The organism is Pantoea sp. QMID4 (assembly GCF_030270445.1).
In the GTDB taxonomy this organism is placed as follows: Bacteria; Pseudomonadota; Gammaproteobacteria; order Enterobacterales; family Enterobacteriaceae; genus Pantoea; species Pantoea vagans.
The window spans coordinates 41,325-63,080 of the sequence record NZ_BSXL01000008.1; the positions used below are offsets into that span (position 1 = coordinate 41,325).

Consider the following 21,756-nt stretch of genomic DNA (forward strand, 5'->3'; position numbering starts at 1 on the left):
TGATAATCCAGTCATAAAGACAATCATTTCTTCCATTATGGAAGGAATCACGCAGGCGGGAAGTGGGTAAAGTGGGTCACCAGAAAGTCGATGAGCAGGCGCGCCCGATGCGCCAGATGACGGGCGGGCGGATAGACCACAAACAGGCCCAGCGGCGGCGTGTCGAAATTATCCAGCAGCCGGACAATATCACCCTGTTGCAGCGCGGGAGCGGCGATGAAACCGGGCAGGCGCGCAATGCCTAATCCGGCCACCGCTGCCTGCAGACAGGCTTCAGTGTTGGCAAAGCGCAGACGGCCCCGGACCGGTACGGTGACGATCTCACCATCATCGCTGGCAAACGGCCAGTGCCAGGGATCGCGGAAATTGGTGTCGATAATGCAGTGATGCTGCGCCATGTCCCGCCAGTGTTGTGGCGTACCGAACTGCTCAAGATAGATCGGTGACGCAGCAGTGCGGACATGCACTTCGCCCAGCCTGCGCGCCACCAGACTGCTGTCGCTGAGGTTGCCGATGCGGATCGCCATATCAAAACCCTCATCGACGATGTTCACGGCCCGGTCGGAAAAGCTGACATCCAGTTCAATCAGCGGATAGCGCCGGGCAAACGCCACCAGCACCGGAGAAAGCACCGCCGTGCCAAAGGAGCCGGGTGCGCTGATTTTCAGTCTGCCGGTGGGGGTGGTGGCGCTTTCACGCACGCTGGCATCCAGCGTCTCAAACGCATCAAGCAGGTTTTTTACCCGCTCATAATAACTACGGCCAACGTCGGTAGGCGAGAGGGCGCGCGTGCTACGCTTAAACAGCTGGACACCGAGCTGCTGCTCCAGTTTTGAAACCAGCTTGGAAGCCTGACTGCTGCTGGTACCGAGACGCAGCGCTGCCGCCGAAAAGCTGCCGGTTTCCAGCACCGTGACAAACATCCGGTCACAATCGAGTCGATCCATGGCGAAGTCCTGAAAGGGTAAAGTCGCAGTATAGAAGCTGCGGCCGGGCGTTGCAGCCTTCACTTTGCGTGCCTTAACCCTTTCGCTGCCGCGGAAAACCTGCTTGACTGACGCTCTGCCCGACGTTCTCTGGAGTACTTCATGTCGCTGATTCACCTGACGTCACTGGCGGCGATCCCGGCCGCCGAGTGGGATGCGCTGTTGCCTGATGACCAGCCGTTTTTGCGCCACGCCTTTCTGCTCACCTTAGAAGAGAGCGGCAGCGTGCGGCCTGAATCGGGCTGGCAGCCTGATCACCTGCTGTGGCGGGAAAAAGGCGTGACGCGCGCCGCGCTGCCGGGCTACCGGAAATATCATTCACAGGGTGAGTATGTCTTTGATCACGCCTGGGCAGATGCCAGCCAGCGCGCCGGGATCCGCTACTACCCGAAATGGCTGGGCGCCATTCCCTTCAGTCCGGTCAGCGGCGCGCGCCTGCTGGGTGACGCCTCTGCCGCCGCACAGCTGCTGTCGGCCCTGCCGGAGAGCCTGTTGCAGCACGGCTTAAGCGGCGCGCATATTAACTTTACCGCTGCGCAGGCGAATCTGCTGCTGGCCGATCAGCCCGACTGGCTCTCCCGGCTCGGCTGTCAGTATCACTGGCATAACCGTGGCTACCGCGATTTTCAGGATTTCCTGGACACGCTGATGTCGCGCAAGCGCAAACAGCTGCGTAAAGAGCGCGAGCAGGTGGCGCAAAGCGGCTTTGTGTTTGACCGCTATCTGGGTTGTCAGCTGCGCGAAGATCAGTGGGATTTTGTCTACACCTGTTACGCCAATACCTACGCGGTACGCGGCCAGCGGCCCTACCTGACGCGCAACTTTTTCAGCCTGCTGGCAGAGCGGATGCCGCAGAATATCGTGGTGGTGATCGCTCGCTTACAGCAGCAACCGGCGGCGATGGCCTTTTATCTGCGCGACAGCAACACGCTCTATGGCCGCTACTGGGGCTGTCTGGCGGAGTTTGACCGGCTGCACTTCGAAACCTGCTTTTATCAGGGGATGGATTTAGCGATTGATGAAGGGCTGACGCGATTTGATGCGGGGGCGCAGGGCGAGCACAAGCTGGTGCGCGGCTTTGAACCGCAGATTACCCACTCCTGGCACTATCTGCTGCATCCCGGCCTGCGCGAGGCCGTGGCAGATTTTCTGGTGCAGGAGCGGGAAAGCGTACGCGGCTGGGCGGAAGAAGCGCGTGACGCCTTACCCTATCGACGCGGCGATTAATCGACGCCGACAAATCCGCCGGTCTGATGCTGCCACAGTCGGGCATAAAGACCGTTCTGCGCCAGCAGCTCCTGATGGCTGCCCATCTCAGCAATACCGCCTTTATCCAGCACCACCAGCCGATCCATCTTCGCAATGGTCGACAGGCGGTGCGCAATGGCGATAACGGTTTTTCCCTGCATTAAGGACTCCAGGCTCTCCTGAATGGCGGCTTCCACTTCAGAGTCGAGGGCTGAGGTCGCCTCATCCATAATCAGAACCGGCGCATCCTTCAGCAGCACGCGGGCAATCGCCACGCGCTGACGCTGACCGCCCGACAGCTTCACGCCGCGCTCGCCCACGTGCGCGTCCAGCCCGGTGCGGCCCAGCGAGTCGGAAAGCAGCGGGATAAACTCATCGGCGCGGGCGCGGTGAATCGCCAGTTGCAACTCCTCTTCAGTGGCGTCGGGACGTCCATAAAGCAGGTTTTCACGAATTGAGCGATGCAGCAGTGAGGTATCCTGGGTGATCATGCCAATCTGGCTGCGCAGGCTCTCCTGAGTCACGGCGGCGATATCCTGATCGTCGATCACAATCCGCCCACCATTCAGGTCATAGAGGCGCAGCAGCAGGTTTACCAGCGTCGATTTACCGGCACCCGAGGGACCAATCAGACCAATCTTCTCACCGGATCTGATGTTGAGGTTAAAACCGTTAATCACCTGGCGGCCACCGCCATAATCGAAGCGTACATCCTCAAAACCGATGTTGCCACGCGTCACCTTAAGCTGCTTCGCCTGCGGCGCATCCTGTACGCTCAGCGGCTGCGCAATGGTGTTCAGGCCATCCTGCACCATGCCGATGTTTTCGAAGATGCCGTTGACCACCCACATGATCCAGCCGGACATGTTCACCAGACGGATCACCAGACCGGTGGCCAGCGCAATCGCCCCGACGCTGATCAGCGACTGGCTCCACAGCCACAATGCCAGCCCCGAGGTGGAGACAATCAGCAGGCCGTTCAGCGCCGACAGCGTCAGATCCATGCTGGTTACCATGCGGCTGGCGTGCTGGGTTTTGTCGGTCTGCTCCTGAATCGCCTCACGCGCGTACTGACGTTCCAGGTCGCTGTGGGCAAACAGCTTGATGGTGGCGATGTTGGTGTAGCCGTCAACAATGGTGCCCATCAGCTTTGAGCGCGCTTCCGAGGAGACCACCGAACGTGCTTTGACGCGCGGTACAAAGAAACGCAGCGAGGCGCTGTAGGCCACCATCCAGATAATCAGCGGGAGCATCAGCCGCCAGTCGGCACCGGCAAACAGTACCAGCGAGGTTACGGCGTAGATCAGCACGTGCCAGATGGCGTCCACCAGCTGCACCGCCGAGTCACGCAGTGAGCTGCCGGTCTGCATAATGCGCTGGGCAATACGCCCGGCGAAATCGCTCTGGAAGAAGTTAAGGCTCTGACGCAACACGTAGTTGTGATGCTGCCAGCGGATCAGGCTGGTCATGCCTGGGCTGATGCTCTGATGCACCAGCATATCGTGCAGGGCGATAAAAACCGGTCGCAGGATGAGTGCCACTGCGCCCATCCACAACAGTATCGGCCAGTTATCCCGGAACAGGGTGGCGGGCGTGGAGTGATTGACCATATCGATAATCCGGCTCAGATAGCTGAACAGCGACACTTCAATCAGGGCTGACGCCAGCCCGACCACCAGCAGCGCGGCAAAACTGGGCCAGACCTGGCGCAGGTAGTAGAGGTAAAACGACCAGACCGTTGAGGGGGGCGAATCGGTGGGTGCGTCCTGAAATATATTGATAAAACGCTCAAAACGACGATACAACATAGCGATACTCTTTCCGTCCGGTAAAGAGCTACAGCTTAGTGCATGAACCCCATTCGGCTAACAGGAGAAAATATGGAAATTACGATACGGGCACGCGAACCGCAGGACGCTGCCGCTTATCAGCGGCTTTACAGTCATCCCGATGTCTATCCCTGGACGCTGCAACTGCCGTTTCCCAGCGTCACCACCTGGGAAAAAAAAATCGCCAGAATGGATGCCGAGGGCTTTATCGCCTTTATCGCCGAGATCGACGGCGTGCTGGCCGGCGAACTGACGCTGTTTGTGGATAATAAGCCGCGCACCCGCCACTGCATCAGTTTTGGACTAGGTGTGCGTCCCGATTTCGGCGGTCGTGGCGTCGGTGAGCGCCTGATCCGCACCGCGCTCGACTACTCCCGCAACTGGCTGGGCATTACCCGTGTGGAGCTGGAAGTGTTTCACGACAACGACCGGGCGCTGCGGCTCTATGAGCGGCTGGGCTTTGAGCGTGAAGGGGTGAAACGTCAGGCCGCACTGCGTGACGGTCAGCTGCGCGATGTGGTGATGATGGCGAAGCTGCTGAACGGGGAGTGATAACCGGCGCGGCAGTGCTGCCGCGCCGTGTTGCGTTACGGATTGTTAGTGCGGTAGTGCTGCATGTTCTGCTGTGTGACCCGCTCAAACGGGATCCACTGGTGGGAATCCACCTTCTGGCCTTTGATCATCTGCTGCGCCACCTCAACCGATTTCCTGCCCTGGCCCACGGCATCCTGGAACACCGTCACCGCCAGTCTGCCGCTGGCCAGCGCTTTCAGTCCATCCGGTGTGGCATCAATGCCGCCGACCAGAATGGTTTTCTTCGGCTTCGCCTGGGCAATCGCCATGGTTGCGCCAATCGCCATCTCATCATTGTTGGCGGCGACAATATCAATCGCTTCTCCGTTCGACAGCCAGTTGAGCATTAAATCCATGCCCTCATTGCGCGAATAGTTGGCAGTCTGCTTGAGCACCACTTTCATGTCGGGATACTTTGCCACTACCTGCTCCACATCTCTGGTGCGCTGCAGTGCGCCCGCATCGCTGAGGTTACCGATCATGATGGCGACATTGCCACGGTAACCGGCCTGCTTCGCCAGCGCCTCCATCTGCAGTGTGCCGGACTCGCGTTCGTCAGAGCCGACGAACACCACGCCCGGTGGCAGGGTTTTATCGCCCGGTGTGCGGTTAACGTAGACCAGCGGAATGTGCGCCTGCTGCGCCAGTTTCGTCAGGGCTGGGGTGCTGGCGGAGTCGACCGGATCGACAATAATCGCGTTCACCCCGGCGCTGATAAAGCTCTGCACCTGATCGGTCTGACGGCCGACGTCGCCGCGCGCATCTTCGAACTGCGCATCCAGCTGACGCGCTTTGGCCTCTTTTTCAATCGACTGGCGAATAATAGTCAGGAAGTTCTGGTCGAAATAAGCCATCGAAACGCCAATCTTCTCTGCCAGCGCCGACGTGGAAAGAGAGAGCAGACAGAGTAATGCCCATGCGCGTGTTTTCATTGCGGACTCCCGAAGATAACCGGATGGAATGGATTTTTCATTTATTATAAAAATGGATAAAGAGGATCATCTGCAGCTTAGAAATTGCCGTCAGGTTTGACAAGCCGCCCGTTTCACTCTTGCTGACGTCGCCACACTTTGCTGCAAATTCGTTGCGTCATAGCTGCCCGGGCCGGTTAAAACCCCGATCGGGTGCACACTCTGCGGCAGAGAGCAGCAGCTTTTTGCGCTTTTGTGCAGCGCCGCACGGGCAGTTGTGGCGGTTGTCAGAAAATCGTTTATTCGGACCCGTCGATCTCAACATCCGCACAATGACCCTTAGTTAGCCTCCTATCTATATTTCCAGAAGCGGGAAATCTCAGCGTTATTCCTGAAAAAAACCTTGTGGCACAACCTGCCGCTTTTTAAGGAATTCAGCTCATGCCTAAAGACGCAATGCCTCAACGGACCACCCATGTCCGCATCGGGATCCTCTGCCTGATCCTGTTTCTGTCGGTGGTGGCCTACGCCGACCGTTCGATCCTCTCGATCTCCGGATCGGCGATCAAAGAGGAGTTCGGCCTGTCAGCGATCCAGCTGGGACTGATCCTCTCTGCTTTCAGCTGGGCCTACGTTATCGGTCAGATCCCCGGCGGACTGTTCCTTGACCGCTTCGGAGCCAAAAAAGTCTATGGCGTCACGCTGGCGCTCTGGTCGGTCTCGACACTGGCGATGGGGTTTGTGGGCGAATTCTCCAGCGGTATGACCGGCGCGCTGATGCTGATGTTTGGTCTGCGCTTTATGCTGGGGCTCATTGAGGCACCCAGCTTTCCCGCCAATGCGCGCGTGGTGATTATGTGGTTCCCTGGCGCTGAGCGGGGACGGGCGTCATCGCTGTTCAGTTCGGCGCAATATTTTGCCGTTGCCATCTTCTCGCCGCTGTCAGGCTGGCTGGTGTCGCGCTTAGGCTGGGAGTGGCCGTTCTTTGTGCTGGGCGGCATCGGCCTGCTGGCGGTGTTTGTCTGGGCAGCCTGGATGCGGGAGCCGCGTAATCACCCCGGCGTGTCGGAAAGTGAACTGCGCCACATCATTGATGGCGGCGCGCTGGTGGATATCGATGCGGCGCAGACCCTGAAGGCCTGGCCACCGGTCAGCAAAGCGATGTTCAGAAAGCTGCTCACCAATCGCATGCTGTGGTGCGCCTATCTTGGTCAGTACTGCATCATCGCGCTCAGCTACTTTTTTATTACCTGGTTCCCGATCTATCTGGTGCAGGCACACGGCATGAACATTATGGAGGCGGGTTTCGCCACCATTGCCCCGGCGCTGTTTGGTTTTCTCGGCGGGATCAGCGGCGGTTACCTGTCAGATAAGTTAATCGCCCGGGGCTGGAGCGTCTCCTGGGCGCGTAAAACGCCCTACATCGTCGGCATGCTGATGGCGTCGAGCCTGGTGCTGGCGGCGATCATTCCCGGTAATGGCGGCATCATCGCCATTATGTCCTTCGCCTTTTTCGGCAAAGGTATCGCGGCGGGCGCAGGCACCTGGACGGTGATCAGCGACACCGCGCCTAAAGAGGCGGTGGGTCTGGCGGGGTCCATTTTTAACGGCATCGGCAATATCGCCGGTTTCACCACGCCGCTGCTGTTCGGCATCATCGTCGGGCTGACCGGCAGCTACAGCATCGGGCTGGCATTTGTGGCGGCACACTGCGTGGTTGCGGCGCTGCTGTTCCTGCTGGTGATGGGACCGATTGAACGCGTTGGCGAAGAGACCGATCGCCCGGCAGCCTATAACAATCAGGAGAAAGAAGATGGCATTAAAGCAATGTAATGTGCTGATCAAAGGAAAATTTCTGCCACCAGAGTTGATTGAGAATATCGAAAACGCGTTCACCGCCTTCCGGCTGTGGGAGACGGACGATGAGGCGACTTTTCTGGCTGAACAGGGTGCTGCCATCGACATGCTGGTCACCAGCGGCAACGCGGTAATGGGCGCACCTGCCGCACTGATCGCGGCATTGCCCAACCTTAAAGCGATCTGCAGCAACGGCGTCGGGTATGACAGCATTGATACGGAAGCCGCCCGGTCACGCGGCATTGTCGTCACCAACACGCCAGAGGTGCTGAATGATTGCGTCGCCGACCTGGGCATGGCGCTGCTGCTGGATGTGGCGCGTCGCATCAGTGAGGCCGACCGCTTCACGCGCGCCGGGCACTGGTCGCAGGGCCGCTTTCCGCTGAGCAGCAAAATCGGCGGCAAGGTGTGCGGTATCGTCGGGCTGGGCAATATCGGCCAGGCGGTGGCCAGGCGCGCACAGGCGTTTGATATGCAGATTCACTACTACAACCCGCGTTCACGCCCCGACGTGCCCTATACCCGGCATGAGAGCCTGATAGCGCTGGCGCAGCAGGCCGATTTTCTGGTGCTCACGCTGCCAGGCGGTGCTGCAACGCGGCATATCATTAACGCAGACGTGCTGCAGGCGCTGGGTCCGCAGGGTTATCTGATCAACATCGCGCGCGGCAGTGTGGTCGATCAGCAGGCGCTGTTGGCGGCACTGGAAACCGGACAGATCGCCGGTGCCGGACTGGATGTATTTGAACAGGAGCCGCAGGTGCCTGACGCCCTGCGTCAGCGCGACAATGTGGTGATTACGCCACATATCGCCAGCAGCACCTGCGAAACCATGGCGGCGATGGCGGATCTGGTGTTTGAGAACATGCTGGCGTTTGCCCGTGGAGAGCCGGTCCTGACCCGCGTAGTCTAGCGGCAACAACGACTTACCCATATTGGACAGAGCGTGAGGCAGGACGTCTCTCCTCTGACCACTCGCCCGCACGCCGCCTCCGCACAAAACAGCCTGAAGAATATTTGTCCAGCTGCCGATATCACTTTACCACCCGCTGATCGTAAGGAGTGATAGCGTGATAAAGCTGATTACCATTGATGAACTGCGCCCAGGGATGTTTATCCACAAACTGGAGGTCTGGTGGATAAAGGACCAGCGTATTCATAATCAGATGCTGATCACCGATCCGCGACAAATCGCCGCGTTACGCAGTGAAGGGATCCGCCAGCTCTGGATCGACCTCGATCGATCCGTACAGGCGCCGATCGCCACCTCGATCGCGAAAAGAACCATTGGCCGCACTCCGTTTTTTCAGGAGCTGGACCAGGCACAGCTGATCTTTCAGCAGGGCAAACCGAAAGTACTGGCGATGTTTAACGAAGCGCGACTGGGCAACGGCCTGAAGTTCGATTATATGATGGATCTGGTGGATGAAATCGCCGGCTCGATCACGCGTGAACCCTCCGCGATGCTCAGCGTGGCACGGCTGAAAAATCATGATGACTACACCTATCTGCACTCCATGGCAGTCTGCGGGCTGATGATTGCGCTGGGTAAAAAACTCGGGCTGGATGAGCAGCAGCTGCGTCGGGTGGGCATGGGCGGTTTACTACATGATGTCGGCAAAGCCGCTGTGCCGCTGGCGATCCTGAACAAAGCGGGCAAGCTGACGGAAGAGGAGTTCAGGGTGATGCGCGAGCATCCGGTGGTGGGCACGCAGATGCTGATTGAAGCCGACGCCGATGACGATCTGCTCGATATCGCCCTGCATCACCATGAAAAGTATGATGGCAGTGGCTACCCGCACCGCCTGAAAGGGGAGGCGATTTCGTTCTACGCCCGGATGGCAGCGGTGTGTGATGTCTACGATGCGGTCACCTCAACGCGCTCCTATCGCAACGGCTGGACACCGGCAGAGGCGATGCACCAGATGCTGAGCTGGCGCGGCCACTTCGATCCGGGCCTGCTGCACACCTTCGTGCGAACGATCGGCATCTATCCGGTAGGCTCGCTGGTGCGTCTGGCCTCCGGCCGGGTGGCGCTGGTGGTGAAAGCGGGCGAAAAATCGCTGATGCGTCCCTGTGTGCACGTCTTCTGGTCGCTGCACGCCCAGCGTGAAGTGAAACCGGAGGAGCTCGACCTCGGCGACAGTTTCTGCACCGACAGCATTGTGGGCGCAGAGGACAGTACGCTATGGGGTAACGTCGATCTCAATCGTATCTGGGCGCTGGAAGTCGCCTGATTTTTCGCCATTTTTACACTATTTTTACGCCCGCCCGCTGCATTTTAACCCCTTCTTTATACGCCTCCGCGCAAGCTAAGCCATAAATCCAATCCTCCGGAGGTTCTTGTGAGCGTGGGCGTAATAACCGGCATTGTGCTGGTGGTGTTGTTACTGGGCTATCTGATCTATGCCCTGTTAAATGCGGAGGCCTTCTGATGGCGGCCAATGCTTTTTTAATCATCGCATTTTATCTGGTGCTGCTGATGGTGCTGGCGCAGCCGCTCGGCCGGGGTCTGGCCGCGTTAGTGGCTGATAAGCCGGTGTTTGCCCGCCTGGAAGCGCCGCTGTGGCGACTGCTGGGCGCGCAGCAATCGGAGATGCGCTGGCCGCACTACCTGCTGGCGATTCTGCTGTTTAACGCGCTGGGCTTCGTGGTGCTGCTGGCCATACTGCTGATGCAGGGTTCGCTGCCGCTGAATCCGCAGCAGCTGCCTGGCCTGAGCTGGCATCTGGCGCTGAACACCGCCGTGAGCTTCGTCACCAACACCAACTGGCAGTCCTACAGCGGCGAAAGCACTCTGAGCTATTTCAGTCAGATGGTGGGCCTGACGGTGCAGAACTTCCTCTCTGCCGCAACCGGGATCGCCGTGGCGTTTGCGCTGATCCGGGGTTTCGCTAATCGCAGCTCTGCCTCTCTGGGTAACGCCTGGCGCGACCTGACACGCATCACGCTCTATGTCTTGCTGCCGATCAGCCTGCTGATGGCGCTGTTCTTTGTCAGTCAGGGCAGCATTCAGAACTTTGCGCCTTACCACAGCTTCACCACGCTGGAAGGCGTACAGCAGACGCTGTCAATGGGACCCGTGGCGTCGCAGGAAGCGATTAAAATGCTGGGCACCAACGGTGGCGGCTTCTTTAACGCCAACTCCGCCCATCCGTTTGAAAACCCGACGGTGCTGACCAACCTGGTGCAGATGCTGAGTATCTTCCTGATCCCGGCCGCGCTCTGCTTCGCATTTGGGGAAAGCGTACGTGACCGTCGTCAGGGCCATATGCTGCTGTGGGCGATGACGCTGATGTTTGTCGCGGCGGTCGCCGTCGTGATGTGGGCCGAACTGCAGGGCAACCCGCATTTCCTCCCGCTGGGTGCCGACAGCGCCGTCAACATGGAAGGCAAAGAGACGCGCTTTGGCATTCTTAACAGCAGCCTGTTCGCGGTCATTACCACCGCGGCCTCCTGTGGTGCGGTGAATGCCATGCACGACTCCTTCACTGCGCTGGGCGGCATGGTGCCGATGTGGCTGATGCAGCTGGGTGAAGTCGTGTTTGGCGGCGTCGGTGCCGGTCTCTACGGCATGCTGCTGTTTGTGCTGCTGGCGGTGTTTATCGCCGGACTGATGATTGGCCGTACCCCGGAGTTCCTGGGTAAAAAAGTCGACGTGTGGGAGATGAAAATGACCGCACTGGCGATTCTGGTCACCCCGGCGCTGGTGCTGATTGGCACCGCACTGGCGATGATGACCGACGCGGGTCGCAGCGCAATGGCGAACCCCGGCATTCACGGCTTCAGCGAAGTGCTCTACGCCGTCTCCTCGGCGGCTAACAACAACGGCAGCGCCTTTGCCGGACTGAGTGCTAACACGCCGTTCTGGAACCTGTTACTGGCTATCTGCATGCTGCTGGGCCGTTTCGGGATCATCATTCCGGTGATGGCGATTGCCGGGGCGATGGCGGTGAAAAAAGTACAGCCGGTGGGTAACGGCACGCTGCCCACCCACGGCCCGCTGTTTATTGCCTTACTCATCGGCACAGTGCTGCTGGTGGGTGCACTCACCTTTATTCCTGCTCTGGCGCTGGGCCCGGTGGCTGAGCATCTGCAACTTGTTCAGGGACAATCCTCATGAGTCGTCAACAACAGGCGTTATTTGACGCAGCGCTGCTGCGTACCTCGGCCTGGGATGCGGTGAAAAAGCTCGATCCGCGGGTACAGTTCCGTAACCCGGTGATGTTTGTGGTCTGGCTCGGCAGTGTGCTGACCACGCTGCTGGCGCTGGCCATGCTGTCTGGCCGCATCAGCGGCAGTGCCAGCTTTACCGGCGCGATTGCGCTCTGGCTCTGGTTCACCGTGCTGTTCGCCAACCTGGCGGAGGCGCTGGCAGAAGGGCGCAGTAAAGCGCAGGCGAGCAGCCTGAAAGGGGTCAAAAAGACCAGCTTTGCCAAAAAACTGTCAGCGGCGCGCTATGGCGCGGAGTGGCAGCAGGTCAGTGCCGATGCGCTGCGCAAAGGCGACGCGGTGCTGGTCGAAGCGGGTGACATCATTCCCTGCGACGGTGAAGTGATGGAGGGCGGTGCCTCCGTGGATGAGAGCGCCATTACCGGTGAATCGGCACCGGTCATCCGTGAGTCAGGCGGTGACTTCGCCTCTGTGACGGGCGGTACGCGTATTCTCTCTGACTGGCTGGTGATCACCTGTAGCGCCAACCCGGGCGAAACCTTCCTTGACCGGATGATCGCCATGGTGGAAGGCGCAAAACGCCGCAAAACACCCAATGAGATCGCGCTGACCATTCTGCTGGTCTCACTGACCATCGTGTTCCTGCTGGCGACCGTGACGCTCTGGCCGTTCTCGGCATGGGGCGGCACGCCGGTCAGTATCACCGTGCTGGTGGCGCTGCTGGTCTGTCTGATCCCGACCACCATCGGTGGCCTGCTGTCGGCGATTGGGGTGGCGGGAATGAGCCGGATGCTGGGTGCGAACGTCATTGCGACCAGTGGACGTGCGGTGGAAGCCGCAGGCGATGTGGATGTGCTGATGCTCGACAAAACCGGCACCATCACATTGGGTAACCGCCAGGCGACCCAGTTCCTGCCCGCGCCGGGCGTCAGCGAAGAGCAGCTGGCCGATGCCGCGCAGCTCGCCTCGCTGGCCGATGAGACACCCGAAGGCCGCAGCATTGTGGTGCTGGCGAAACAGCGCTTTAATCTGCGTGAGCGCGATCTCAGCAGCATGGGCGCCAGCTTTATTCCGTTCTCGGCGCAGACGCGCATGAGTGGCGTGAACGTGCAGGACCGGCTGATTCGCAAGGGCGCGGTCGATGCGGTCCGTCGCCATATCGAAGCGAACCATGGCCGTTTCCCAGCCGAAGTGAATGCGCAGGTAGAAGAGGTGGCGCGCAGTGGCGGCACGCCGCTGGTGGTGTCAGAGGGCGCGAACGTGCTGGGCGTGGTGGCGCTAAAAGATATTGTGAAAGGCGGCATCAAAGAGCGCTTTGCCGAACTGCGCAAAATGGGCATTAAAACGGTGATGATCACCGGCGATAACCCGCTGACCGCCGCGGCCATTGCGGCGGAAGCGGGCGTGGATGACTTCCTGTCAGAGGCGACGCCGGAAGCCAAGCTGGCGCTGATCCGCCAGTATCAGGCAGAAGGACGGTTAGTGGCGATGACCGGCGACGGCACCAACGATGCGCCTGCCCTGGCGCAGGCGGATGTGGCGGTGGCGATGAACTCCGGTACGCAGGCGGCGAAAGAGGCGGGCAACATGGTCGATCTCGACTCGAACCCGACCAAGCTGCTGGAAGTGGTGCACATCGGTAAACAGATGCTGATGACGCGCGGTTCACTGACCACCTTCAGTATCGCCAACGACGTGGCGAAATATTTCGCCATTATTCCGGCGGCGTTTGCGGCGACCTATCCGCAGCTCAACATGCTGAACGTGATGCAGCTGCACTCGCCTGCCAGCGCAATTCTGTCGGCGGTGATCTTTAACGCCCTGGTGATTATCTTCCTGATCCCGCTGGCACTGAAAGGCGTCAGCTACCGCCCGCTGAGTGCGGCTGCGCTGCTGCGCCGCAACCTGCTGATTTACGGTCTGGGTGGGCTGCTGGTGCCGTTTGTCGGCATCAAAGCGATCGATCTGCTGTTAGTGCTTTCAGGCATGGCCTGAGGAGAAAAAAATGAGTCAGTTACGTCCGGCAATTTTACTGTTGTTGCTGCTTACGCTTGTTACCGGCGTGGTTTATCCTTTCCTCACCACCGGTCTGGCGCAGTGGCTGTTTCCGGCCCAGGCCAATGGCTCGCTGCTGGAGGAGGAGGGCGTGGCGCACGGATCCGCGCTGATTGGGCAGAACTTTACCCAGCCTGGCTATTTCTGGGGGCGTCCTTCAGCCACCAGTGATAAAGCCTATAACCCGCTGGCCTCGGGTGGCAGTAATCTGGCCGCCAGCAACCCGGCGCTGGATAAAGCGGTCGCTGACCGCGTCGCTGCACTGCGGGCCGCGAACCCGCAGGCATCTGGCGCAGTGCCGGTTGAGCTGGTGACGGCTTCCGCCAGCGGGCTGGACCCGGATATTTCGCCCCAGGCTGCCCTGTGGCAGGCTCCGCGTGTCGCTGCCAGCCGCAACGTGCCGGTCGCGCAGGTTGAGGCGCTGATTGAAAAGATGACGCATCGTCCGCTGATGCCCTTCCTCGGCACGCCGACCCTCAACGTGCTGCAGCTGAACATGGCCCTCAACGAACTGTAATGGTGTTAAGAGCCTATCCCATTAGGCTATTTTATTTGTCAGTCTGAACCTGGGCAGTGCTCACACAGGCTGCTTTAGCAACCTGAACGCCCTGAAGTGCGGCCCTGAAGGGGCGAGCACAGCGAGTCATCTTCACGTACTACGTGTACGCTCCGGTTGTTCCGCTCTGTCCGTGTCCAGACTGTCTGCAACAATTACGCCTACTGGCATAGGCTCTAAGGAAGCGATGAACCACGAACCCCAGCGTCCCGATCCCGACGCGCTGCTGCAGGCTAACCGAGAGAGTCATCGCGGGCAGCTGAAGATTTACTTTGGTGCCTGTGCGGGCGTGGGTAAAACCTACGCCATGCTGCAGGAAGCACAGCGGCTGCGTGCGCAGGGTCTGGATGTGCTGATTGGCGTGGTAGAAACCCACGAACGGCCGGAAACCGCGCAGCTGCTGACAGGCTTAACCCTGCTGCCGCGGCGCGCAACCGGCCGTTCGCGTCATGCGGAGTTTGATCTTGATGCTGCGCTGGCCCGCCATCCGGCGGTGATCCTGATGGATGAGCTGGCGCACACCAACGTTCAGGGCTCGCGCCATCCTAAGCGCTGGCAGGATATCGAGGAACTGCTGGAAGCGGGCATCGACGTGCTCACCACCGTCAACGTGCAGCATCTTGAGAGCCTCAACGATGTGGTCGGCGGCGTCACCGGCATTCAGGTGCGCGAAACCGTGCCCGATCCCTTTTTCGACAGCGCCGATGAAGTGGTGCTGGTCGATCTGCCGCCCGACGATCTGCGGCAGCGGCTGAAAGAGGGCAAAGTCTACATTGGCGACCGCGCGGAACGGGCCATCGAAAACTTTTTCCGCAAAGGTAATCTGTTCGCCCTGCGTGAGTTGGCCCTGCGTCGCACCGCCGATCGGGTGGACGACCAGATGCGCGCCTGGCGCGATCAGCAGGGACGGGATCGCGTCTGGCACACCCGCGATGCCATTCTGCTCTGCATTGGTGACGACAGCGGCAGTGAAAAGCTGGTGCGTACCGCCGCCCGGCTGGCGGCACGGCTCGGCAGTGAGTGGCACGCGGTCTATGTCGAAACGCCCCGGCTTAACCGGCTGCCCGAAGCGCGGCGACGGGCGATTCTGCGCACCTTACAGCTGGCGCAGGAGCTGGGTGCGGAAACGGCCACGCTCTCGGAACCGGATGAAGCGGAAGCGGTGCTGGGCTACGCCCGCGAACACAACCTGGGCAAAATCGTCACGGGTCGTCGCCCGCTGCGGCGCTGGCGGCGTGACAGTTTTGCCGAACGTCTGGGCCAGCTCGGCCCGGATCTTGACCTGCTGGTTGTCGCACTGGATGAGCCACTGAAGGATGCGCCGCATCCGCTGCCGGATGGCCGCGTCACCAGTGAAAAATGGCGCATTCAGCTGCGCGGCGTGATGATGGCGCTGATGCTCTGCATCGTCGTCACCGCAGCCGGACAGTCGGTGCTGATCAATTTCGATCCCGCCAACTGTGTGATGATCTACCTGCTGGCGGTGGTGATCGTGGCGCTGCGCTATGGCCGCTGGCCATCGGTGATCGCCACGGTGATGAATATCGTTGCCTTCGACCTCTTTTTTGTGGCCCCCACCGGCACGGTGGCGGTCTCCGACCTGCAATATCTGGTGACCTTTGGCGTCATGCTGGCGGTGGGCGTCATTGTCGGCAACCTTACGGCCGGGGTCCGCTATCAGGCGCGGGTGGCGCGCTACCGCGAGCAGCGGGCGCGGCAGCTCTATGAGATGGCGAAATCGCTGGGAAGCGCGCTGACGCTGCAGGATATCGCCGCCACCAGCCAGCGGGTACTCGACGCCACGCTACAGGCGCGCTGCCTGCTGTTGCTGCCGGATGAGCAGGGTGAGCTGCAACCGGTCGGCGAGGCGTTACCGGCCAGCGAACCGGATCGCGCCATCGCGAAATGGAGTTACAGCAAAGGCCAGCCTGCGGGCGCGGGCACCGATACTTTACCGGCGGTGCCGTATCAGATTCTGCCGCTGAAAAGCGGCGCGCACTGCCGGGGTCTGCTGGTGGTGGAGCCGCAGAACCTGCGTCAGCTGATGATCCCCGAACAGCAGCGGCTGGTGGAAACCTTTACCGTACTGATCGCCAACGCCCTGGAGCGAATGGCGCTGTCCCACAGCGAGGCGGCGTCCCGGCTTTCGGCGGAACGAGAGCAGCTGCGCAACGCGCTGCTGTCGGCGCTGTCGCACGACCTGCGCACGCCGTTAACGGTGCTGTTTGGTCAGGCGGAAATGCTGATGCTCGACCTGGCCAGCGACAACTCAAAATATGTGCCGCAGGCCAGCCAAATCCGTGAGCAGACGCTGAGCACCATCCGGCTGGTGAGCAACATGCTGGATATGGCACGCATTCAGTCGGGCGGCCTCAACCTTCGTGAAGAGTGGCTGGCGCTGGAAGAGGTGATCGGCGGCGCGCTGAGCAGCATGGCACCGTCGCTGAAAGGGCATGAGGTTCAGCTCGATCTGCCGGACGATATCGTGCTGATCAAAGGTGACAGCACGCTGCTGGAACGCGTCTTCACCAACCTGATAGAGAACAGCCTGAAGTATGCCGGTAACAGCGCACCGCGTGGCATCCGCGCCTGGCGTGCTGCGACACGGCTGGAGATTGCGGTCTGGGACAGCGGACCGGGCATTGCCGAAGACGATTTAACCCGGATATTCGATAAATTCTGGCGCGGTGATAAAGAGTCGGCGGTGCCAGGCGTCGGGCTGGGTCTGGCAATCTGTAAAACCATTATTGAGAGCCACGGCGGCCAGATCTGGGCAGAGAACCGACCTGAAGGTGGCGCAGCGTTTCGTCTCTCACTGCCGCTGCCGCCGGTCCCTGAAATTTCTGACGAAGGGCTGAAATAACTTCACAGTGGATCGGTTATACTTCCGGACCTGTTTGATTATTTGTGGGATTGTATGGAACGTTTTACCGAAAACCTGATGTATGCATCGCGCTGGTTGCTGGCTCCGGTTTACATTGGACTTTCGCTGGGATTGCTGGCGCTGACCATTAAATTTTTCCAGGAAATTTTCCACCTGCTGCCCAACATTTTCAGCATTGCGGAAAACGATCTGATCCTGCTGCTGCTGTCGCTGGTGGATATGACGCTGGTGGGCGGCCTGCTGGTGATGGTAATGCTGTCGGGTTATGAGAACTTCATTTCCAAGCTTGATATCGACGAAGACAAAGAGAAGCTGAGCTGGCTGGGCAAGATGGACTCTGGCTCGCTGAAAAACAAAGTCGCGGCTTCTATCGTGGCCATCTCCTCGATTCACCTGCTGCGGGTGTTTATGGAAGCGCGCAACGTCGAAAACGACAAGCTGATGTGGTACGTAATTATCCACCTGACCTTTGTGCTCTCGGCTTTTGTGATGGGCTGGCTGGACAAAATGTCGCGCTACGATAAAAAGTAATTTATCACCTGGCGGCCCGGTGACGCGGGCGCCTGCTTTATCCCTTCCGCTCTGCTCCCCCTGAACGATCGGCTGGCTGCGACGCCGGGCGCGTGCCCGCCAGCTGTGGCATTACCTCTTTGATCATGGCAAAAAAGTGTTGCAGCCTGGCCGGGTAGTAACTCGCCCAGGGATAGGTCAGCCATACCGGCAGCGGCGGGGCCTGCCAGGCGGGCATCAGCTGAACCAGACTGCCATCCGCTAAATCTTCCTGCACCGCCCACGAGGAGACAATCGCTGCGCCCATCCCGGCCAGCGCCGCTTTGCGCACTGCATATAAACTGTCGCTGCTCAGCCGGGGCGTAATCGCCAGGTTCACCGGCTGGCCGTCGTCGATCTTCTGCAGCGCCACTTCATTACGGTAAAAGCTGGTCAGCGCCAGCCACGGCAGATCGCGCAGCTGTTCAATCTGCTCTATGGGCGGATGCTGCGCCAGCAGGCGCGGGGCCGCCACGACAATGCGCGGCACTTCGGCCAGCAGAATCGCCACCACCGAGGGATCGGTGGGCGCACCGACCTGAATGGCGCAGTCCACGTTCTCCGCCATGAAGTCGGGCGTGCGGTCATTCAGCATCCACTCGATATTGAGGCGGGGATAGCGGTGCAGATAGTCCACCAGCGGCGCGATCAGCTGATCCTGACCAAAGGCGTGCGGCGCACGAATCCGCAACGTACCGACCGGGTCATCACTGGCACCGGTCAGCTCATCTTCCAGCGCATGCCAGGTCGCCAGCAACTGCCGAGCCTGGGCGTAGCAGCATTCGCCATCATCGGTGAGTTTCAGCGCATGGGTGGTGCGCAGGATCAGCTTGAGGCCCAGCCGTTGCTCCAGGGTCTGCAATCGGCGGCTGACGGTGGGCTGAGTCGTGCCAAGCTGGGCTGCTGCTGCGGACAAACTGCTGCTCTCAACGATACGAATAAAGGTCTGCATCAGGTCGATGCGATCGCTGCTGCTGGAATTGTTCATACGTACCACGCATAACGGTTTTGTCTGGTATCAGTCTACCGCGTATAACCGTAATGCGCTTTAATGGTTGTACGAAATGATGAGGATTACAGCATGTCAGCCCTACAGACTCAGACGCAAAATGAAGCGTTCTCCACGCCGCTGGTGCTTACCCTGGCGGCCGGAGCCGGGCTCAGCGTCGCATCGATTTACTACAGTCAGCCGATGCTGGATATCATCAGTAAGCAGTTTAATGTGGGCATTGGCGCTGTCGGCATGGTGCCGATGCTGACTCAGGCGGGCTATGCGCTGGGTATTCTGCTGCTGGCCCCGCTGGGCGATCGTCACGACCGCCGCACCATTATCTTTATCAAGGGCTTACTGCTGGTCGCGGCGCTGCTGCTGTGTGGCTTTTCCGGCGGACTCAGCGCGCTGCTGGTTGCGAGTTTTATCACCGGGCTGACCGCCACGGTGGCGCAGGATATTGTGCCCGCGTCGGCGGCGCTGGCCGCGGAACGCAGCCGGGGTAAAACGGTCGGCACGGTGATGACCGGGCTGCTGGTAGGGATTCTGCTGTCGCGGGTAGTCAGCGGCGTCGTAGCGGAGTATTTCGGCTGGCGCACTCTGTATATGATCGCCGCACTCGTGGTGCTGCTGATTACGCTGACGCTGTGGCGGGTGCTGCCGCGCTTCGCACCGGGCACCGTGGTGAGCTATCCGCGCCTGTTGCTGTCGCTGGTGCATCTGTGGCGTCACCATCAGACGCTGCGCCGGGCTGCGCTGGCTCAGGGTCTGCTGTCGGTCGCCTTCAGCGCCTTCTGGTCGACGCTGGCGTTAATGCTCAGCGACCGCTTTCATCTCGACAGTGCGGTGGCGGGGGCCTTTGGTTTAGCCGGTGCAGCGGGCGCCATGGCCGCGCCGCTGGCGGGCAGTTTTGCTGACCGCATCGGTCCGGCACGCGTTACGCAGGCCGGTGCCGCGCTGGTGACGATCTCTTTTGCACTGATGTTTCTGCTGCCATTGCTGCCCATGCCCGCGCAGCTGGTGCTGATTGTGATCTGTACCATCGGCTTTGATTTAGGGGTGCAGGCCACGCTGGTGGCGCATCAGACGCTGGTCTATGGACTGGCACCGGAAGCCCGCAGTCGTCTGAATGCATTGCTGTTTACCGTGGTGTTTATCGGTATGGCAACCGGCGCGGCGCTGGGCAGTCTGGCGCTGGCTCATTGGGGCTGGAATGGCGTCGTTGCGCTCGCCACTTTAGCCGGTGCCGCTGCTCTCTCGGTCCGCTTCGCCAGTCGCCACCTGAAAAACTGAAACCTCGCCGTCAAAAAATGTGCCAGGCTTATTCATAAACCTGAAATATTGCGGAGTGTTATGAACTTTTTAGCCTGGACAGCAGCGACGGGCGGCCTTCTGCTGCTGATGTCGCTGGCTTCCGGTTGGATTCACCGGGGGCCAGTCACCTCATTTGGTCTGTTCCTTATCGCGGGCATGCTGTGCGGCCCGTGGGGATTTGATGTTATCCACCTCGATATCGTCACCCATTCCGAAACCGTGGCCCATATCACTGAAATCACCATGGCGGCCTCGCTGTTTATCACCGGTCTCAAGCTGCGTCAGCCGCTGCAGAACAACTGCTGGCACACCGGGCTGAAACTGGCGTTTCCCGCCATGCTGCTCACCGTCGCCGCGATGACCCTGCTGGCGCACTTCCTGATGGGATTAGACTGGCCGGTTGCGCTGGCGTTTGGGGCCATTGTCGCGCCGACCGATCCGGTGCTGGCGAGCTTAATCTCGGTCAACGATGCGCAGGATGATGACTCGCTGCGTGTGGCGATCTCCAGTGAAGCGGGCATGAACGATGGATCCGCGCTGCCGCTGCTGATGCTGGCGCTGCTGCTGTTCAATGGCGAAAGCCTGAGTGGCGCGATGCTGGCGCACTGGGGCGCGGTCGAGGTGCTCTGGGCGATTGGCGGCGGTCTGATCATTGGCTTTGTTCTGGGACAGTTGATTGGCATGCTGGCGACCCGACTGCGCAATGCCAACGGCGACGTGGCGCCCAATGATTTCCTGGCGCTGGCGCTGATTGCGCTGAGTTATTCGCTGGTCGAGTACGTGGGTGCCTCCGGCTTCCTGGCCGCCTTCGCCGCCGGACTAGGGTTACGTCGTGCCGAGCTGGGTGTGTTCCAGCGTCATCAGCCGGAAGACCTCTCTGACGACGAGCGTGTGTTGCCCTCTGAGGCGCTGGTGAACCCTAACAAACGGCTGGCGCATCAGGGTAACAATAACATGGTGAAGTCGATTGGGTTTGTAGTAGGCGACGCGCTCTCTTTTGGCGATACTATTGAACGTTTACTGGCGGCTGGCATGATGGTGGTGCTGGGCGTCACACTGGCGCAGCACTGGAACATCTACGGCGTGCTGATTGGCCTGGTGCTGTTTGCCGTAGTACGACCGCTGGCCGTCTGGCTGGTGACGCTGCGCGCCGGACTGCCGATGGGGCAGCGCCTGCTGATTGGCTGGCTGGGCATCCGGGGGATTGGTAGCCTGAACTATATCGCCTATGCCTGGACGCACGGTATGCAAGGCCCGCAGATGGAAATTATGACGAATATAGCGTTAACGCTGGTGGTCTGCAGCGTAGTGGTTCACGGCACCACGGTGACGCCGCTGCTGAACTGGCGTCAGAAGCGACTCGAAGCCCTTCAGCGCAAGGTTTAACCTGAACGAACAGGAGTTAAAAATGAAAGTCACTCAGATAGTGCTGCTAAGTCTCCTTGCCTCCGGCAGCGCGCTGGCAGCGGACGATGCTGATACTGAGCAGAATGTTTACGCCAGTCAGTTGTGCCACATTGTCAGCGGCGAGAAAAAGGTCGCCACTGCAGATCATTACGTCGAGCAGATGAAATCGACCGTGGCGGGCGGCCAGTCACCGTCGGCGATGAATCAGCCGGAATTTGACGAAGAGTCCGCGCGTGAAGTGGCCAGTGCCTGGCTGCAACTTGGCGACGATGAGCGTGCCAAACTGCGCGTCAACGAACAGCAGTGTGAACAGGCCGTGATGGCACAATTTCAGCAGGAAGATTAACCTTACGTAATCAAATAAAAACGCGCCTGCCGGGCGCGTTTTTTTATGGCTTTTCAGGGTCTATTGCGTACATAATC

General features: G+C 59.9%; 18 protein-coding genes. 14 read left to right on the plus strand and 4 right to left on the minus strand.

Annotated elements, in window-relative coordinates; translation table 11 throughout:
• Window positions 1–47: 47 nt before the first annotated feature.
• Window positions 48–947 carry a LysR family transcriptional regulator gene (locus QSK07_RS18030; RefSeq protein ID WP_285722076.1) on the minus strand — a complete coding sequence of 300 codons (900 nt, stop codon included), beginning with the start codon at window positions 945–947 and terminating at the stop codon, window positions 48–50.
• 141 nt (window positions 948–1,088) lie between these two features.
• Here QSK07_RS18030 and QSK07_RS18035 point away from each other — a divergent pair, with 141 nt between their 5' ends.
• On the plus strand, window positions 1,089–2,213 hold the full coding sequence (locus QSK07_RS18035) for a GNAT family N-acetyltransferase (RefSeq protein ID WP_285722078.1): 1,125 nt from the start codon (window positions 1,089–1,091) through the stop codon (window positions 2,211–2,213).
• Here the strand turns inward: QSK07_RS18035 and QSK07_RS18040 are convergent.
• Entirely contained in the window at window positions 2,210–4,042 is a 1,833-nt protein-coding gene (locus QSK07_RS18040) for an ABC transporter ATP-binding protein (RefSeq protein WP_285722080.1), read from the minus strand. The two genes, QSK07_RS18035 and QSK07_RS18040, sit on opposite strands and share 4 nt — an antisense overlap.
• Before the next feature lie 72 nt (window positions 4,043–4,114).
• Between QSK07_RS18040 and QSK07_RS18045 the strand changes: the two genes are divergently transcribed.
• The gene (locus QSK07_RS18045) at window positions 4,115–4,615 is read left to right on the plus strand and encodes a GNAT family N-acetyltransferase (RefSeq protein WP_285722081.1); all 501 of its coding nucleotides are present in this window, start codon (window positions 4,115–4,117) and stop codon (window positions 4,613–4,615) included.
• 35 nt (window positions 4,616–4,650) lie between these two features.
• Here the strand turns inward: QSK07_RS18045 and QSK07_RS18050 are convergent, their stop codons facing one another.
• Entirely contained in the window at window positions 4,651–5,568 is a 918-nt protein-coding gene (locus QSK07_RS18050; RefSeq protein ID WP_098052091.1) for a sugar ABC transporter substrate-binding protein, read from the minus strand.
• Window positions 5,569–5,988: 420 nt separating this feature from the next.
• Between QSK07_RS18050 and QSK07_RS18055 the strand changes: the two genes are divergently transcribed.
• The 9 genes from QSK07_RS18055 (at window position 5,989) to QSK07_RS18095 (ending at window position 17,603) form a co-directional block, all read left to right on the plus strand.
• A complete protein-coding gene (locus QSK07_RS18055) occupies window positions 5,989–7,380 on the plus strand; it encodes an MFS transporter (protein ID WP_285722084.1) in 1,392 nt (463 codons plus the stop codon).
• Entirely contained in the window at window positions 7,361–8,317 is a 957-nt protein-coding gene (locus QSK07_RS18060; protein ID WP_285722086.1) for a 2-hydroxyacid dehydrogenase, read from the plus strand. The genes QSK07_RS18055 and QSK07_RS18060 overlap by 20 nt, the downstream gene beginning before the upstream one ends.
• 157 nt (window positions 8,318–8,474) lie before the next feature.
• Window positions 8,475–9,641 carry an HD-GYP domain-containing protein gene (locus QSK07_RS18065; RefSeq protein ID WP_285722088.1) on the plus strand — a complete coding sequence of 389 codons (1,167 nt, stop codon included), beginning with the start codon at window positions 8,475–8,477 and terminating at the stop codon, window positions 9,639–9,641.
• A 108-nt stretch (window positions 9,642–9,749) separates the two neighbouring features.
• Entirely contained in the window at window positions 9,750–9,839 is a 90-nt protein-coding gene (kdpF, locus tag QSK07_RS18070) for a K(+)-transporting ATPase subunit F (protein ID WP_010253443.1), read from the plus strand.
• A complete protein-coding gene (kdpA, locus tag QSK07_RS18075; RefSeq protein ID WP_285722090.1) occupies window positions 9,839–11,527 on the plus strand; it encodes a potassium-transporting ATPase subunit KdpA in 1,689 nt (562 codons plus the stop codon). Before kdpF ends, kdpA begins: the two co-directional genes overlap by 1 nt.
• Window positions 11,524–13,572 carry a potassium-transporting ATPase subunit KdpB gene (gene kdpB, locus QSK07_RS18080; RefSeq protein WP_266307936.1) on the plus strand — a complete coding sequence of 683 codons (2,049 nt, stop codon included), beginning with the start codon at window positions 11,524–11,526 and terminating at the stop codon, window positions 13,570–13,572. Before kdpA ends, kdpB begins: the two co-directional genes overlap by 4 nt.
• 10 nt (window positions 13,573–13,582) lie before the next feature.
• Entirely contained in the window at window positions 13,583–14,149 is a 567-nt protein-coding gene (gene kdpC / locus QSK07_RS18085; protein WP_098052097.1) for a potassium-transporting ATPase subunit KdpC, read from the plus strand.
• Between the two features lie 226 nt (window positions 14,150–14,375).
• The gene (gene kdpD / locus QSK07_RS18090) at window positions 14,376–17,051 is read left to right on the plus strand and encodes a two-component system sensor histidine kinase KdpD (RefSeq protein ID WP_285722098.1); all 2,676 of its coding nucleotides are present in this window, start codon (window positions 14,376–14,378) and stop codon (window positions 17,049–17,051) included.
• 54 nt (window positions 17,052–17,105) lie between these two features.
• Window positions 17,106–17,603 (plus strand): TIGR00645 family protein, encoded by a 498-nt coding sequence (locus QSK07_RS18095; RefSeq protein WP_003852093.1) that lies wholly within the window; start codon window positions 17,106–17,108, stop codon window positions 17,601–17,603.
• 37 nt (window positions 17,604–17,640) lie between these two features.
• Here QSK07_RS18095 and QSK07_RS18100 read toward each other — a convergent pair whose 3' ends face one another.
• A complete protein-coding gene (locus QSK07_RS18100) occupies window positions 17,641–18,609 on the minus strand; it encodes a LysR family transcriptional regulator (RefSeq protein ID WP_285722103.1) in 969 nt (322 codons plus the stop codon).
• A gap of 93 nt (window positions 18,610–18,702) precedes the next feature.
• On the opposite strand from QSK07_RS18100, the gene QSK07_RS18105 reads away from it, so the two are divergent.
• From QSK07_RS18105 to QSK07_RS18115, 3 genes are read left to right on the plus strand one after another with little or no spacing between them, the layout of a single operon-like run.
• Complete coding sequence (locus QSK07_RS18105) at window positions 18,703–19,905, plus strand: MFS transporter (RefSeq protein WP_285722105.1); 1,203 nt, start codon at window positions 18,703–18,705, stop codon at window positions 19,903–19,905.
• A gap of 60 nt (window positions 19,906–19,965) precedes the next feature.
• Window positions 19,966–21,312: a cation:proton antiporter gene (locus QSK07_RS18110; protein WP_285722107.1), complete on the plus strand. Its 1,347-nt coding sequence runs from the start codon at window positions 19,966–19,968 to the stop codon at window positions 21,310–21,312.
• A 22-nt stretch (window positions 21,313–21,334) separates the two neighbouring features.
• The gene (locus QSK07_RS18115; RefSeq protein ID WP_033784234.1) at window positions 21,335–21,679 is read left to right on the plus strand and encodes a hypothetical protein; all 345 of its coding nucleotides are present in this window, start codon (window positions 21,335–21,337) and stop codon (window positions 21,677–21,679) included.
• Window positions 21,680–21,756: the final 77 nt, after the last annotated feature.